This window comes from Elongatibacter sediminis (genome assembly GCF_037892215.1).
Lineage (GTDB): Bacteria > Pseudomonadota > Gammaproteobacteria > Xanthomonadales > SZUA-36 > Elongatibacter > Elongatibacter sediminis.
Genome location: NZ_JAZHOG010000007.1, coordinates 65,721 through 81,966, shown reverse-complemented (window position 1 = coordinate 81,966; position 16,246 = coordinate 65,721). Strand labels below are relative to the sequence as shown.

Sequence of the window (16,246 nt, the reverse complement as noted above, 5' to 3'; positions counted from 1 at the left end):
AATGCGGTTAAACGTAATGACCGCACAAACGGCCGTCCGGTCTGAAGCCTGCTCAGCAGGCATCAGATCGAGCGCTCGTCTTTTGTAGGGATCACTTTATACGCTCCATAAACCAACTACTGAGTCCAGGAATCACCGTAGGTGGTTGGCCAGTTTTCTCAGAACGCGGTCTACTTTATTCAGGCCGCGAAAAAGCAAATGATGGCCCCTAAAATCCTCCCGGACAAATTCGCGGCGAACCAGTGGGAGTTTTTTCGAAGCGTGCAAATCTACGATGGTTGTCGAAGAGCATTCATCTGCCAGTTTCCTTAGGATAGCTTCCCAGTGATCGGCGCAGGCCTTGTCGCTGTAGGATTCGATTATCATATTGCGTGCGCTTTGGGAAAGAGACTGCCAAGTCTCGCGGGATGCCTTTATTGACTTTATGGCAGAGACGAACGACTTACCCCGGTCCGACACAAGCAGACCCGTTTCGCCGTTCTTGACCAGTTGCGGAATTCCGCTCGATATATTCAAACAAACTGGCACGAGCCCACAGGCCATGGCTTCGAGCAGCGCAATGGGCAGACCTTCGTAGTCGGATAACAGAACCACGACATGATTTTGTGAAATGTGTGATTGAATCTCGTCGCTGGGCACCCTACCCATTATTTCAACTCTTCCGAGTTTATCCTCTTCCTGCAATATTTTCGCAATTGAGGTCTTGGCAGGGCCGTCACCATATATTTTGGCGCAGGTTCCGGGAACTTGCCTCACCATTTCACAGAATGCACGGGTGACTTCAGATATGCGCTTTTGTTCCTCTTCCAACCGCCCTACATAAATCACCTTCAAATCTTCATCCGGCTGGCTAGCTGTCTCCGGCGGAACGGGTACTCCATATGGAACATAATGAACGGAAGTCTTGGGCGAAGCCTTGTCTCTGACCGACTGCATCAAATACTCAGATACGCAAACCAGGGAGGAAACACGGAAGAAATCTTCTTTGCTCGAAAATTCATCAACAATGGCGTGATAGAAGCTGTCATCAGAATGCAGAATACCCACCGTTGGAATTCCTGCCGCACGCACCCAGCCTGCGGCAAAGTAAGCAGGAATTACCAGATTGGGGACAAAAACGTGCGGTGGATTTTCAGCAACGCACCCTAAAATCCATTGAATCTTCTTTCTAGTAGTCTGAGTGAATGGGAATGCCTTCGATGGTATCCCGCTCTTCAAGAGTGCTTCGGCCGTGGGCGAATTCTCCGCATCAAGCGTTAGAAAGAGAACGCTACAATCGATTCCCAAGGAGCCAAGCTGCGGCAGCAACCGCAACAGCCATGCATTTGGGCCACCAACGTAATTGGGAAAATCATATGCGCAAAATGTGACTCGGAGCGGCTCTGACATCACGGACAAAGTGTTTCAATGGCTCGAAGCGTACTCGCCTTCATGGTATCGATCGAAAAATCCCGCACTCTTTCTCGTCCTTTCCCCGCTTTTCTCACACCTTCTCCTTGCGCTTTGAGAGCTTGAACTATCTTGTCCGCCATGTCGGTTTTCGATCCGCACTTAAAGTGCAATCCGTATTCCCCGCTCGCACCGATCTCCGTTGATCCACAGCTATCGGAGGCTACGTATGGGGCATCGTGAGCCAGCGCCTCCAATAGCGCGAACGGAAACCCTTCGAAATGAGACGGAAACAGAAACAGGTCGCAGCAGTCGAGAAGAGCTGGGACGTCGGTTCTGTGCCCGAGCAGGAGTAGGTGATGGCCGAGACCGGAAGCCGCAATCTCCGATTCAACTTCTTTTCTGAGATTACCCTCACCAGCCCAAATGAACCTGGCCTGTGGAACATCCTGCAAAACACTTGGCACGGCTTTCACAAGGTCGAGAATCCCTTTACGCTTTTCCAGCCTCCCCACTGACAGGACTATCCTGGCGTCATCTGGAAGGTTAAATTCCGACAACAGATTCCTACGCAACTCGTCGCGTGCGAAGTCATCGCAGCCCTCCGCATCCGGCACGGCCACACCGTTGTGAATGACTTCAATCTCCGACCGGGACACTCCGAATGATTCACTCAACACGGATCGGTTTCCCTCCGACACAGCAACCCAGGCTTGCTTGCGCTTCTGGGTCCAGCGGTATAGCCGCCGCACAGGCCATCTGTATTTCATTTTGGTGGCGGGCACTAGTTGGAATACGATCAGGCTGGGAATTCTCAAGGCGGCAAGTGCACAGGCCATGCCCAGGCCGTAACCGGGCCATGGCAAGATGACGAGGGCGACGTCAGGATCGGCGCGCTTGAGCAAGGCAGTCGTATGGCGCGCCATTCCGACCTGGGCCGGAATGGAACGCAGGTTTGAGTCGTGCATTTCCAGCGCAGCGTGATGAATTCCGGCGCCCATCTCCGACAATCCGTTTCTGAATGCCTCCAGTGGTTTTGTGGCATTGAATGCTGCCTCTACCGACCAGCCACGATCGATTGCAGCGTCGCATATGGACAAGGCGTAGCTCTCCGCACCACCGAAGGACTCCGCAGGGTCAATTATGAGCAGCTTTTTCATGCTGGTCCGTGCCCGGCCGCTGTTGGTTCAAATCACAGTAGATCGCAGCGATTTGCTGCGAAACTCGTTCCCAAGAAAACAGGGAAACGGCCCGTTTACGGGCCTCGCGCCCCATTTCTTCCTGGCGTGCTGGATTGTCGCCCAACGCCATGATCGCATTGACTATTCCGTTTGCGTCTCCCTGCTCGAGAACCATTGCGCAGGATTCGTCGACATAGTCGCGCACCCCGCTCGTCCATGTCGTTATGATGGGCAACCCGCACGCAAGGCCCTCCAAAATGGAATTGTTAGCGGTTGATTCTGTTAGCGGAAGCACGAGGACGTTTGCGCCCTGGTAGAGCACTAGCAACTGTTCGTCGGTCAGGTGCTGATGAGACGAGACGAACGGGTATCGCTCAATCCTTTCGATCAGAGAGAGGATTTCGGGATCCATATCAGGATGTCTCGGCACGACGATATCGAAGCGAATGGGGAGATGCCGCTGTGAGATGGCGCGCATTACCTCGTGTAATGTGTAAAAGTCCCTCAGCCATTGGCCGACGAAGATACAAGAAATGGTCTCCAATTCACGATTGCGCTCCGACAATTCCCGACACGCGGGAGTGTAGAAATTGGTGTCGATCCCGTGCGGGACAAAATGGACCTTAGCGGACGTGAGAGTGGAAAAGTATTCCCGTTCTGCGCTGCTGAGCACGATCAGTGCGTCTACCGAGTCAAACATACCACCGAGATCCCGAATACGCTCCTTCCACCAGCTGGCAGGCTGGTGAATGGAAACGACAAGTTTTCGCTGTCCCTTGATCATCTTGTTCGACAGCAGTCCGAGGTTATTTTCGCCATAAAGAATGTGAACGGTAGCCGGCGACTTTCGGCTTCTGAAGATGAGTTCGATTTCCGCCCGGAGATTGTGTCCTTTGAACCAGGGTGAATTAACCACGCCGAGTTTTCTCAAAATCCTGAGGATTGGAGTGGATAGCCTGGTAAGCCACGAGGCCTTCAGCCAGATGAATTCCGGGTTGAGTTGAGCACTCTGCAGGTGCTTGCACAGAAAATCGTATCCACTATGGTCCCCCATATGCCCAAACGTCTCCCGCACAATAAGCAGCTTGGCGGATCTGCTCATCGAATCGAATCACCAGAATCACCAGGGCGTTGGAAAAACCTCTGCCAAAGTTTGAGAACTTTCTGGTCCAGTCTGCCGAGCGGTCGATTCTGCAGGGCTTCAAGTTCCCGCTCGGTGTTCGAGGCTAGATGTGCAAGCTTTTCCAGTACGACGCGCGCCGCCACCTCATTTCCGTGCTTGATATACACAAACGCCAAGTCCACATACATCAGCTGCTCCAGGCGTGTTGTCTTCGCGTCTCCATGCTTCAGGGAGTAGGACAGCAACGAATCGATTCGCTGGAATTCATACCTCTCTGCCATATTCAGCCACAGGTCAACGTCCAGTGCGATGTGCACGGATTCATCGAGTGGACCACAATTCTTCCACGCTTCGTCGCTGAAGAAGCAAGAGGGTTGCATAAAGTTCATATGGTCCAGCCAACGAAATATGCTCGCTTTGTCAACGACATGCACAGGCGGTTGGTACCAGACGCCCCCCGTTGAATCCAGAATCTGACCATCCCCGACGATCGCTCCCCTTTTCGGCTGTGGGTCCAACCAGGCTCTCACTACCGAATCGAAAGCCCAGGCCGAATAGTAGTCATCCGAGTTCAACCAGGCGAAAATCTCGCCGGTGGCCATGGCGAAACCCTTATTGATGGCATGGCTCTGACCGCGGTCCGCCTCACTGACCCAGTGGGTAATCCAGGAGTCGTATTTGCGAATGATGTCGACGGAATCATCGGAAGATCCACCGTCAATGACGATGTACTCGAGGTTGGGGTAGCCCTGCAATAGGACGGAACGGATCGTCTTCTCAAGCCATCTGGACTGATTGAAGGACGGGGTAACTATGGAGATTTTTGGCCAGTCGGAGCGTTCCTTCCACCCAGAATCCGAAAAGGTCTTAGTTCCGGCGGCCGGCCACGGCTCATCCTCACTGGACCGCGGAGGGGGCAAGTCGTCGTAGTCAGTGACCGTGCGCATGAAAAACTACCTATAATTCGCCATTGGCGGACGATCGACGCAGTATAGAGGAATATCTCCCCAATCCACATTGTGGAAACCGAGAACAATGATTGCTTCAAATCCCAATGGACCGACTTTCAAATTCGACGATTTTTCGCTCGAATGGCAAATGACCCGCTGCGAAAAGTTCGCCTTTCACTCGCTGGTCGAGTTCGTCAAACCCGAGGTAGCAATTGAAATTGGAACTTACAAGGGGGGAAGTCTTCAGGTGCTGGCCCAGCATGCGGATTCAGTGTACTCGTTAGACATCGACCCGAACTGTCGGAAAGTTCTCGGACCGCGATTCGACAATGTTGAATTCCTGACGGGACGATCCCGTTCCGTATTGCCGCCCTTGCTCCGGAAGATAGCGTCAAGCGGCTGCCCTCTGGAATTCGTACTGATTGATGGGGAGCACACGGCAGAAGCAGTTCGCAACGACATCAATGATGTCCTGAAGTATCAACCCGTGAAGCCGCTGTACATCGTTTTTCACGACAGCTTCAACCCGGCGTGTCGAAAGGGGATACTGGCAGCAGACTGGGCAGCCTGCCCGTTTGTTCATTTCGTGGAAGTGGATTTCGTACCCGGCGTGTATCATCACGAGGGGTTCGATCATGCGGAGCCGCGTTCAATGTACGGCGGGCTCGCGGTTGCCTTGATGTTGCCGAGTCCTCGCGATCACCAGCTGGTGGTTCACCAGTCCCAGAAGGGGCTCTTTGACGTCGTTCTGAAAAGGTCGTGTCATTCGACTTCGGCCACGGGAATGGTAGCCAACTTCTCCAGAAAGATTTTGCGAAAACTCCGCGCTTAGGTCACTGACGAGCCAACCACGCTCAACCAGATACTCCCCCCGAGGGTGTCGAGAAATTCGAGGCAGCGATGGCGAAACAGGTCAGGAAAGGCGTGCCCGGCGAACGAATAGAATGCAACTATCTGAAGACCCGGATTGCCCGGCAAAAACGCTCTCAGAAAAAGGGATTCATTCCAACCTCTCCCTGACTTGATCCAATCCAATGATTAGAAGCAAGGGTAGAAAATGTCGTGGAAATCGACCAGGATCTCCGGCTCTAACCTGGGGCGCGTGATAATCTCTGAGCGGATGCGGAATTTATGCAATGCAGGCGGCCATCTGGCTCAACACTTGCGTAATGGAGTACTACTGGACAATGAGTGGCATAAAGGAAGCGACCAAGAAGATGCTGCCTGATTTTGCTGTCCAAGCGGTCAGACGCTTGAAGCACCTTATCCAATCTTCTAATCGATTGGTTGGGATGACCAGCAAGAGTGAACAGGAATTCTATCGACGCTGTGTGAAGGACTCGGCGGATCTGGAGGGTGCTATTGCTGATCTCGGGTGCTGGATGGGTTCGACAACCATTTCCCTCGCCAAAGGCCTTTCCGATGGTCACTCGGAGTTTTCACGTCACATATATGCGTTTGACCAATTCATTTGGGAAGAGTGGATGACCCCATACAAGGGGGTAGTGCGTAGAAACTATCGCGTGGGTGATTCCTTTTTTGAAGAAGTGCAGCAGCGACTGAGTAGGTGGTCGGACAACATTACCCTCACAAGGGCCGACCTAAGCACCTACGAGTGGACGGGGGGGGCAATCGGGATTCTCCTCGTTGACGCTATGAAGGATTGGAGCCTGGCCAGTTCGATTGCCAAGAACTTCTATCCTCACCTCAGTGAAAGGTCAATCTTGATTCACCAGGACTTCAAGCATTACTTCACTCCATGGATTCACATTGTTCAATACCGGTTACGCCACTGCTTCGACTTGCTGGAGGATGTTTCAGGCGGCGCTACAGTTGCGTTCCGATGTGTAAAGCGACCTACCCCGGAGGAATTGACCATAGCAACAAGGTTCGAAGCTACTTCGGAACAAGAGTTGTGCGAAGTGTTTTCGTACTCGATTGCCAGTGTTAACACATCACAAAAATCAGCTGTGGCAGCGGCCCACGTGATGTACTTCGTGCACATGGAACAGCCCGACGCAGCGGCACGACAAGTAGCGTTGTACCGCACCGAGAACCTTCCCGAGACAGTAGATTTTCAACTGGCGGAAACGGCGGTCGATGAACTACTTCGTCGAAATCCTGAACCACCATACGCTAACCATTGAGTTGCCAAAAATTAGAGGTAGCTTTCACATTTGGATAGCCATATACCGACCTGCCCAGAAAATCGTGCGTGGCTGGACCAACGCCTCACGAAAGTCACTTACGTGACCTATCAGCAATCGCTAGCAAATACTCACACACCCGTTCAGTAGAGCACCCATCCAACTTGTAAGTTGTTTCTGCAATAAACGTGGTATCAGAAACTTGACTTGTGATGTGAGCGTTTAGTAACTCCTGCACGATCTCTTCCAGGTCACTACTCCCGCGAACACACATTCTAAAGTACTCAGACTCTTGGAGTCGCCCCAGTCCTGTGCTTGGCCCATCTTGAAAAAGATCAAACGCAATGCATGGTGTTGACAAGAGAAGCGCCTCTTCCGCCGCAGTTGATGCACGGGTGATTAAGACATCGGCAATCGACAAGAGGTCATAGAAATTAAAAGTTTGACTATTGGGCTCAAAAATATGTGTACTTCGAACCGCGTGAGCTGGCAACTCCTCCAAATAAACATTCGGAATCAACGAATCATTCGGATGCATCTTAATAATCAGAAATATTTCTTCAAAATTGAGGGAGTCGTAAATATCTCTGATGTAATGGCGATACAACATCGAGGAATCATCTCGGTCATCATATTCAGTGTGTAAACATGTAGCCAGCATAACTATTTTCTTATGCCCTAGATCTCCACCTGACTCCTCAATGAACGCTATAAATCGTTCCTCCAATGAATTCCGGTCAGTGCGCACGAGTTGGTCATGAAGAGGATTTCCCGAGACAAAGACAGCAGACGCGTCAAACCTGCTTTCGGACACGAGCTGTCGGTATAGAAACTCTCCCCAAACGATTTGATACTGTGAAAGTGACGATTTGTGACTTTCGACGCTGGCAGCATGAGTGCTTCCGTGTTGCAGGCACACTGACGCGCCACCATTTCGGTTTATGGCACTTACAGCACTGATTCCGATACGATGATGATACGGGTGCATACAGTGATCCAGGCAAACGACGCTAAGGCCCTTGCACGCTCTCGCACAGCTCTCGATGACAGGGTAAACAGCGGTTGTCCTTTTCAAGCGGGGGGATACAGCGAATTCTCGGCGGACGGCTTCACTAAACTCGAACGAGGTAAGATAGACGATATTCACACGGACTCGATCGAACTTGAGGAGCTTCAGAATTATCGGTTCGAAGACGCGTATCTCAGCATTGGAAGTAACCAGGAAATTCAGTGTCAACTTGCGACCGCAAAATCCGATGGACTTGAGAGCGTAACGCAGTAAAAAGCCAAACCGTTCTCGTATCCCACCTGGGTAATTCCTTATCAAGGACTCAAACCCGGGGAACGCTCGGGACAGAGGCGTTTTCACAAGCCTACTCGCGAAATAAATGTCCGACCAAATTCCAATACCGCTAGTCTCTTAGCAAGTAATTAGAGGGCGCACCGTATAACTGATTCCTCACTGAGTTAGATGCTCAAAGTCTGCTCTTTTCGCCAAAGCTCGAAAACCCAGTCATCCGCACTATCAATCAATTTCAGTTATCGGGCAATTACACGCTTGATCATCTTTTTGATTGATCTGGTAAACCCGTGCGCGTCAGACTTGAGTTCACTCTGCAACCGCAAAAACTCTTGATGCCGCTCAAATACCCCGTCATAAATCTCGTGAAGGACAGATTGATAGCCATGCGCACCAGTGTGATCGGCGTTCACATCAGAGCAAACTGCAACTAGACATTCGGCATCATCCGCCTCTTCGAGGTTCAGAGGACCAATTCCCTTCTTTCGATTATTATCGTTGCTGGAATTATTGTAGTAGTAGTCAACTCTGCCGAACCGGCCCTTCAGAATGCGCTGCAACATTCTCACATCAAAATCCCAGAAATGATGGTCTGAAAGTCCCCATCTATTCGGGACTGAAAGCACAGCAACTCCTGATGGACTAAGCACCCTTGAGATTTCGATCATGTGAGAATTTGGACAGAGTGTGTGCTCTACAGTCTCGAACGAGACAACCACGTCAATGGAGTCTGATTGAATCTCTGTGAGTTCAACGCATCCCACATTGAAGGTGGTATTGTCCGAGCCGTACTTGCTTCGAGCATACTCTATAGTCATTTCGTCGATATCAATACCTGTTACGTGCTTTGCACTCTTAGCCAAGATGGCTGATCCGTAACCGGTACCACATGCAGCGTCAAGCACAATCTTTCCAGTGCAGTATTTGGCTGCGAATTCATATCGATCGAGGTGAAGCTGCCGTCTACTTTCTGGAAATATGGACTCATTCGCGTCCATACGAAGAGCCCGATTCGCGTCCAGCCATTCTTCATTGGAACCATTTGACAAGATTTGTCTCCCATCCACTCTTAACAGACTCCGGAAAGATCTGATTCCAGCCGTGTTCTAGTTTCATTATGTGATAGAAACCATATCCAAAGGGCTCCGGTTCAGGTCCAACAACATTGATCGTCACGGCATGAATAACCTGATCAAAAATCTCCGTTCTTTGTTCACCACTCAGGCTGACAGAAACCGGGTACGAACCTACAAGAAGTGGCAGGTTGTGAAGCCTAAACACCACCAGGTTTTGTGGCCGTTCAAGCCGCAACTCAAATCCTGACGCCGGGGAACCGATAGAGCTGAGTGGACCCGATGCCGAATCAACAGATATTACCAATCTAGCACCCACAATTGGCTCTTCAACGCCAACTTCGACCCCGATTAGTATGTCGTCATCCGTACTAAACTCACTACATGGGCGCCCGAGGGAATCAAATAGCTGAACTTTCCCGACTCTTGCGGGTGAGGCAACGAACCGTGGTTGAACTGTATTCGGAATTAAACTTAGTTCTTCATAAAGGCAAACTGCTCTACTCACCGACTCGAACCAACAAAATTTTCCCGGGCTGATTACCGCAGCTGTTGAACAAACTCGATGAACATCCAGCATTGAGTGAGAAACAAGAACAATTACAGTTCCCAAATTCTTCAGTTTTAGAATTCTATTAAAACACTTCATTCGAAAACCGACGTCGCCAACCGCGAGAACTTCATCAATAAGGAGGATGTCCGGCTCCATCTGAGCCGCCACCGCAAAACCCAGCCTGACCTTCATCCCGGAACTAAAGCTTTGCACCGGGGTGTCAATGAACTCTTCGATCTCGGCGAAGTCGACGATGGCGTCGAACTTTCTGTCGATTTCCTTCTTGGTGAAACCCAATACCGAGCCGTTGACATAGATGTTCTCACGCGCGGTGAGTATGGGATTGAAGCCGGCGCCGAGTTCGATCAGAGCACCGACTCTGCCGCGCATGGTGATGCGGCCCTTGTCGGGCTTGATCAGGCCGTTGAGCATTTTGAGCAGTGTGCTCTTGCCGGCGCCGTTGGGTCCGATGAGGCCCAGGCATTCGCCGCGCCTGAGCTCAAATGAAACATCGTCGACCGCCCAGAATTCATTCTTTCGGAGTTGATCGTGGCCGCCCTGGCGTCCGAGCAATTCACTGGCGACATCCTGCACGCCGTACCACATGGAGCGCTTCAATGAGCGGCAGAATTTCTTGGAAACACCTTCCACCTTGACCAGGACATCGTCGCTCATGGCTCAGGCACTCATCCGTGAAATCAGGTGGGGCATGGCGATACGATAGAGAATCCAACCGGCGAACAATAGCGCCAGGGTGCCACCGCTTACCCACAGGAAGCCAGGCAGCAAGCTGGCCTTGCCGGTCGTCAACCAGTCGCGCGTGCTCACCAGTAGCGGGGTCACCGGGTTCAGGCCAATCAGCGTCGCTGCAAAAGCGGCTTTGGGCACCGGGTAAATCACCGGCGTCAGAAAAAATAGCGCCTGGGTGGCTACCGTGAGCCCACGCCCGATGTCGTGGTAGAGCACGCCCAGCGGCGTCAGCAGCACACCGATCATGGTGCCGAGGCCGATTAACGCCAGCACGCCCAAAGGGGCCAGCACCAGGCCGTCTTGCGGCGGCACGCCGTACCACCACATCACGCCGATCAGCAGCAACGCGCGGATGAGGAAGTTGAAGAGCACCAGTCCGATTCCGGCGAGAATCAGGGCTTCGCGCGGGAAGTTGATCTTGGCCAGCATCGACTTGGATTCGCTGACCATTTGTAATGGGCCATTGAGCGCATCGACAAAGGTCTGCCACAACACCGTGCCCGTGATGACAAACACCACGTAGGGCATGCCGGTGTCGCCGATGCTGAAAACATTCTGGGAGTTCAGGAAAATCCAGATCAGGGAGGTAAATACGGGCGGCACGAAAGCCCAGACATAGCCCAGCAGGGATTGACGGTACTGGGCGCTGATGTTGCGCACGAAAAGGCGCCAGGCCAGTTCTCGCGAGGCCAGCAGGTCCTGGCCCATGTGGCGCACAAGGCGGCCGAAATGGCGCAACTCGGAATCCGGGGTGTAGACGGTTTCTTTCAGGGGACGATCCATCGTTTGTCCGGCTGCTCCTCGATCCGGGCCCAGGCTGCGCAACAGTCGCAAGGTCTTGGGCGCTTAGTGTACCTCATGGTGCCATCTGCACTAAGGGCCCTTCTCGACCCGGTAAATTTCCAGCGCGGCCTTGCCATCGGTGTACGAATCCGTGGTTGCAATCAGGCTGTACCCGGCCTCGCGCACCAACTCGCGAGTGGTGTCGTAAAGCGGTTGGCGGTGCACGATGACATAGTCCAGGGTGCTCATGAAGTCCTGATAATTATCCAGCGAGACGGGCGTTCCGGCACGATAGACTTTCCAGCCAAGCTGCCGGGCCGCGTAATAACTCGACCAGTCTTCCAGCAACACGCGATGCGGGCCGGGGCCGATGGTATCCCGATACGCCTCGTAAACCAGGCTCGCGGTGTCCGAAGGCTCAGCCCGCCATAGTGGCAATGGCCGCAGCACCAGAACCGTGATGGCATTCCACGCCACCAATGCCCCGAGCAGGTAGACAGGCACGCGCGCCAGGGCTGGTTGCAGGCCCTGGCGTGCAACCACCTGGCATGCGCCGGCAATGATGGCCCACAAGTACGGCAGCAGATAAATGACCCGGGCCGGATAGACCATGGTCTGATAGGTCAGCCACAGCGATGCGGCCAAGGCGATCAGCAGCGGCCATTCACGGCGCCACAGCAGGCCGAGCAATGCGGCACAGAAGACCAGCGGTGAGTACACCAGAAAAAGTTGATAAACCGGGCTCTGGATTGCCGCGGCGCGAGCCTGAACCGCACTCAGAGTGGCCATACCCTCGAGCAGACCGGGCGCATAAAGCCATACAGGCAGCAACAGAAGCGCCGATGCACCCGCGCAGGCCGCGACGAACGGCCATCCGGCACTCAAAGCCGTGCTCACATAGCCGTGTTTCCCCCGCTGCGCAACGCCGATGAGGCCATGCCCCAATTCCACCAGCACCAGGGGGAACAGCAAAACCACGCTGGTCCACAGGAATGGCGACAGCGTGAGCAGACCACCCGCCGCCACCAATCGCACCCGGCGGGCCCGGGTTTCGGACACCTGCCCGGCGGCACGAATCAGCCAGCATGCACCCAGGCAGGCAGCGAAGGCGGCACCGTCGATGCGACCAGCACGAAAGATATCCGTGAACATGGGGTCGGTCAGGCAGGCGAAAGCGAGAGCCAGGGCCGCCCACGGCGGTGCGCCACGCGCCTGCAACCAGCCGAGCACGGCGGTTGCGGCCAACACGGCCCAGAAAAGTGCGGTTATCCGGGTGCCGAGATGAGACGGTTGCGTCGCCTGATAGGCCCATTCCTGGAAGACCTTGCCGACGTAGGAAAGCGGCACAGCCGTCCGCTCCTCAGCGATATTCCACACCATGGACCAGTCCGTGTCTGGCTGGAGGGCCGCACGACCCAATTCCACAATCTGCACTTCGTCCTGCGTCACTGGCGGGTGGCGGTCCATGGACGTGGCATGCACCGCAACTACAGCCAGACAAAGCACGAACCAGCCCAGCCAGAGTTTGCGGCGCCCGGAAGAATCCATGGAATGGGGCACATTCATGGTCATGATTGCGCATTGATGGTACGTACAAACGGGTGCCAGGCAAGTTCGCGCACAGGCGTCCCCATCGCATCGAGCATATGAGTTGAGATTTCACCCACGAACAGCAACATCGACGCGGGCAAGTGCCCCCTCCAGGTCGAATCGGGTTTGTGCCTGGTTTGCACCTGCCCCGCCCGACTCAGCCGGAAGCGCAGAACGCCGCAGTCGTCAGTGGTCCTGATTGCTTTCGGGGACCATCGCCGATCTGCTTCTCTAGGTCTTGCAAGATCTGATCATCCAGTACCTGGAACGGACCCGCACGGCGAATCTCCCTCAGAATCAGGTACTGTAGAAAGACGTCCGCATAGTCGATGTACACCCAACGGTGGCGCAACGCCGCATCGACTGCCTGTTCCGCCGCGCGGTAGTCACCACCCTGGATTTGCGCGAACGCTTCGGTCAAATAATCGCGTGGTGAGCGCACTTCCACGGCCGATAACAAGTTCAAAGCATTGTCGATCAGGCCATATTCCAGGTTGCGGTAGATGAGAAACCGGCGTGCATAGTCAGTGGCTATACGGTCCGCGATAATGGAATTAAGCCAATCAACCCGATTCGACGCACCGACAAAACCAGCCGCCAGGTGAAGGGGTCCCTGCATTGAAGCGGAGCCCGGCAGTTGCATCACCGCCTGAGCCAGCTCATCGCGAACCCGGCCTTCCATGCCGGCATTCCAGCACCACGGCTGTGCGGCCAGCCGACCGGTCAGTTCAAACGTGCCCGGTCCGTGGCGCAACAACACGTACTCGACATCAGCGAATTCCAGTTCGTAGCCGGCATCCTGAAACAGCGACAACGTATAGGGATCGTCTTCCACAACGGCCCAATCGATCGCATAGCGGTCGGTGGTTTCGCGCAGTGTCTGAGGGACGGCACGGCTCTCCAGCAGTTCGATGTAGTGGGACAACGGGTAGAGAATATTGGTCCGCCCATCGATGTAGACCTGGCTTGCGGGCGCCAGGCGCCAGATCAGGTAGCCGCCCATGGGGTACGCATTGAAGATTCGCCCCTGGAGGTCGTTGTCGATCATGTGCTGGACCAGGGCATCCGGAAATCGCGACCAGGAAGTGCGATTCTCGCGCATGAAATCACGCGCCATCTGCACACCGCTGAGCAGGGGAATCAATACCAGCACGACCGCCGCATAAACTGTCCACGACGGAAGGGACGGCTGATTCGAAGTGCGACGGGATTGCCATGCATCGGCGAGCAAATGAGCCAGTATCGCCAACACGACGAGCCCTGCGGGTGCGACCATTCGAGCCATGGTGATGGCACCGTAGATCAGGACGACCGAAATCAGCAGGTACCCGATCCGGCGTTGTTTCACACTCAACGCGAGGGTCAGCACAGCGACTGCCATCAGCACGTAGAACCAAACAAAATGCAGGTGCGCGAGCGGCGGGCCGTATTCCTGAATGTAGAACTTCCATTCGGCCGGGAAGCGCAACATTCCGATCACCGGATGAGACAAACTGGCATTGAGGAACCCAACCCCCACCAAAACGATGCCCCAACCGGCCCACTTCGCCCATTCTGGCGCACCGCCTTTCTCTTTTATCAGGCGCCAGGCGATGTCGATAAACAGGCCGAAGAAGATTACATAGCCAATTATCGGCGAGTGGTAGTTCGTCCATATCCACAACAATAAAGCGACCGGCCCGATGGCCCCCAGAGTGAGTCTCAAACGCGTGCGGTGGTAGAGCATCAAAGCGACGATGGAAACCGCGTAACTGAAGAGTTCCGGCCGAATCTGGGCGCGAAGCTGTAGCAGGCAGACCATTAAGGGAAGCACAATCAACCAGGCGATGACCGGTGCGCGAATCTGCTTCAGCCACGCACCCATCAAACCGAGGGTCAAAAGGAAAGCCACGAGTTTGACTGTGACAAATCCGCCGCGTTCTCCCAACAGATCCACGGCGCTCCACAACGCGACCTGAAACGCGACCGGTGGACTTTTGATCTCTTCACCTTGAAACGTGAAACTGTAGTGGTCCACCCACGGACTGAGGCCGTTTTCGACCCAGTCCATCCCCATGCGCAAGTGCCAATATCCGTCGTAATCGACGGGGTTGCGCAGAGCGCTGACGAACAATGTCGCGACACACAACAACACGATGCTGCCGATGGCGAAGCGGCGCCGATCTTCGAGAGACCGCGTCCAGTTGACTTCAGTTGGGTTTGTGGGTGTTGTCATGGCATCAACCAGGCAGAGATGAATTTGAAGAGTCGAAGAAGTCGAAAATCGCCTCGATAACGTGCTCAGCCGACTGTTCGAGCCCCACCCAGGAGGGCAGCCTCAACAGCCGGGCCGAGCAGCGGTCGGTATGTTCCAGCGTTCCGGCCTCGTAACCATAACGCCGGCCGGCTGGGGCGGAATGCAGCGGAATGTAGTGAAACGGCGCGGTAATCTCCCGCGCTTTCAAATGCGCGATCAAGGCATTGCGTTCCGCGGAACCGTTCATCATCAGGTAGAAGATGTGACCGTTGTGCCGGCACTCTGGCGGAATGACGGGCAGGCGAAAATGACCAGCCTGCGCCAGAGGTTCGAGCGCCTCCTGGTAGCGGTTCCAGAGCTGCAGCCGCCGGCGATTGATTTCATCCAGGCTCTCGAGCTGCGCCAGCAGGAACGCACAGGTCAGTTCACTGGGCAGAGCCGACACCCCCAGGTCCGCCCACGAATACTTGTCCACGAGACCCTGATAAAACAGCTTGCGGTTGGTCCCCTTCTCCGCAACGATCCAGGCGCGATCGACCAGTTCCGGGTTGTTGACGATCAACGCGCCGCCCTCACCGCTGACGACGTTCTTGGTACTGTGAAAACTCAGGGTGGCGAGATCACCCCGGGTACCCACCGGGCGCCCCTGGTACTCGCAACCAATCGCCTGCGCGGCATCTTCGACCACGGCCAGGTCGTGCTCCCCGGCCAGCGCCATGATCGCATCCATATCGCAGGAAACGCCCGCATAGTGAATGGGAGCAATCACCCGCGTGCGCGAATTGATCGCTGCAGCAACCTGCTCGGGATCGATATTCAAGGTCGCGGGGTCGATGTCCACAAAGGCGAGACGCGCCCCGCGCAGCGCAAACGCGTTGGCCGTGGATGAGAACGTAAAGGAAGGCAGAATGACTTCGTCCCCGGGCTCGATGTCGACCAGCAAGGCCGCCATTTCCAGCGCCGTGGTACAGGACTGCGTGATGATCACCTCGGCGGCGCCGAGTTGGGTATTCAGCAACTCCGCGCAACGCCGACCGAAACGGCTCTGCACCCCCATGGTGCCGCTCTCGAGGAGTTCCTGCAGGTAACGCTGCTCTTTCTCACCGTAGAACAGCCGATTAAACGGAATTTCCCTGTGAGTCACGTCGAATATTCCCTTCTCGCAATTCAG

Annotated in this window: 13 protein-coding genes; 2 read left to right on the top strand and 11 right to left on the bottom strand. The window is 54.5% G+C overall.

Going from position 1 to position 16,246, the window contains the following annotated elements; all coding sequences use genetic code 11:
- Positions 1 to 132: 132 nt before the first annotated feature.
- Genes V3330_RS11350 through V3330_RS11335 form a run of 4 tightly spaced genes read right to left on the bottom strand, consistent with a single transcriptional unit; the run spans position 133 to position 4,640 of the window.
- Positions 133 to 1,389: a glycosyltransferase family 4 protein gene (locus V3330_RS11350; protein WP_354695710.1), complete on the bottom strand. Its 1,257-nt coding sequence runs from the start codon at positions 1,387 to 1,389 to the stop codon at positions 133 to 135.
- Entirely contained in the window at positions 1,389 to 2,549 is a 1,161-nt protein-coding gene (locus V3330_RS11345; RefSeq protein WP_354695539.1) for a glycosyltransferase family 4 protein, read from the bottom strand. Before V3330_RS11345 ends, V3330_RS11350 begins: the two co-directional genes overlap by 1 nt.
- The gene (locus V3330_RS11340) at positions 2,527 to 3,672 is read right to left on the bottom strand and encodes a glycosyltransferase family 4 protein (protein ID WP_354695538.1); all 1,146 of its coding nucleotides are present in this window, start codon (positions 3,670 to 3,672) and stop codon (positions 2,527 to 2,529) included. The genes V3330_RS11345 and V3330_RS11340 overlap by 23 nt, the downstream gene beginning before the upstream one ends.
- Positions 3,669 to 4,640 (bottom strand): glycosyltransferase family 2 protein, encoded by a 972-nt coding sequence (locus V3330_RS11335; protein WP_354695537.1) that lies wholly within the window; start codon positions 4,638 to 4,640, stop codon positions 3,669 to 3,671. The genes V3330_RS11340 and V3330_RS11335 overlap by 4 nt, the downstream gene beginning before the upstream one ends.
- 88 nt (positions 4,641 to 4,728) lie before the next feature.
- On the opposite strand from V3330_RS11335, the gene V3330_RS11330 reads away from it, so the two are divergent.
- Positions 4,729 to 5,475, top strand: coding sequence for a class I SAM-dependent methyltransferase (locus tag V3330_RS11330; protein WP_354695536.1), 747 nt, complete (start codon positions 4,729 to 4,731; stop codon positions 5,473 to 5,475).
- 304 nt (positions 5,476 to 5,779) lie between these two features.
- Positions 5,780 to 6,790, top strand: a complete 1,011-nt coding sequence (locus V3330_RS11325) for a class I SAM-dependent methyltransferase (protein WP_354695535.1) — start codon at positions 5,780 to 5,782, stop codon at positions 6,788 to 6,790.
- Positions 6,791 to 6,884: 94 nt separating this feature from the next.
- Here V3330_RS11325 and V3330_RS11320 read toward each other — a convergent pair whose 3' ends face one another.
- The 7 genes from V3330_RS11320 to rffA all read right to left on the bottom strand — a co-directional run bounded on the left by V3330_RS11320 (position 6,885) and on the right by rffA (position 16,219).
- Positions 6,885 to 7,400: a CDP-glycerol glycerophosphotransferase family protein gene (locus tag V3330_RS11320; protein ID WP_354695534.1), complete on the bottom strand. Its 516-nt coding sequence runs from the start codon at positions 7,398 to 7,400 to the stop codon at positions 6,885 to 6,887.
- A gap of 929 nt (positions 7,401 to 8,329) precedes the next feature.
- Positions 8,330 to 9,139, bottom strand: a complete 810-nt coding sequence (locus V3330_RS11315; RefSeq protein ID WP_354695533.1) for a class I SAM-dependent methyltransferase — start codon at positions 9,137 to 9,139, stop codon at positions 8,330 to 8,332.
- On the bottom strand, positions 9,120 to 10,391 hold the full coding sequence (locus V3330_RS11310) for an ABC transporter ATP-binding protein (protein ID WP_354695532.1): 1,272 nt from the start codon (positions 10,389 to 10,391) through the stop codon (positions 9,120 to 9,122). Before V3330_RS11310 ends, V3330_RS11315 begins: the two co-directional genes overlap by 20 nt.
- Positions 10,392 to 10,394: 3 nt before the next feature.
- Positions 10,395 to 11,249, bottom strand: a complete 855-nt coding sequence (locus V3330_RS11305) for an ABC transporter permease (protein ID WP_354695531.1) — start codon at positions 11,247 to 11,249, stop codon at positions 10,395 to 10,397.
- A gap of 90 nt (positions 11,250 to 11,339) precedes the next feature.
- On the bottom strand, positions 11,340 to 12,821 hold the full coding sequence (locus V3330_RS11300) for a hypothetical protein (protein WP_354695530.1): 1,482 nt from the start codon (positions 12,819 to 12,821) through the stop codon (positions 11,340 to 11,342).
- A gap of 175 nt (positions 12,822 to 12,996) precedes the next feature.
- Complete coding sequence (locus V3330_RS11295; protein WP_354695529.1) at positions 12,997 to 14,889, bottom strand: hypothetical protein; 1,893 nt, start codon at positions 14,887 to 14,889, stop codon at positions 12,997 to 12,999.
- Between the two features lie 169 nt (positions 14,890 to 15,058).
- Positions 15,059 to 16,219 carry a dTDP-4-amino-4,6-dideoxygalactose transaminase gene (gene rffA / locus V3330_RS11290; protein WP_354695528.1) on the bottom strand — a complete coding sequence of 387 codons (1,161 nt, stop codon included), beginning with the start codon at positions 16,217 to 16,219 and terminating at the stop codon, positions 15,059 to 15,061.
- Positions 16,220 to 16,246 lie beyond the last annotated feature (27 nt).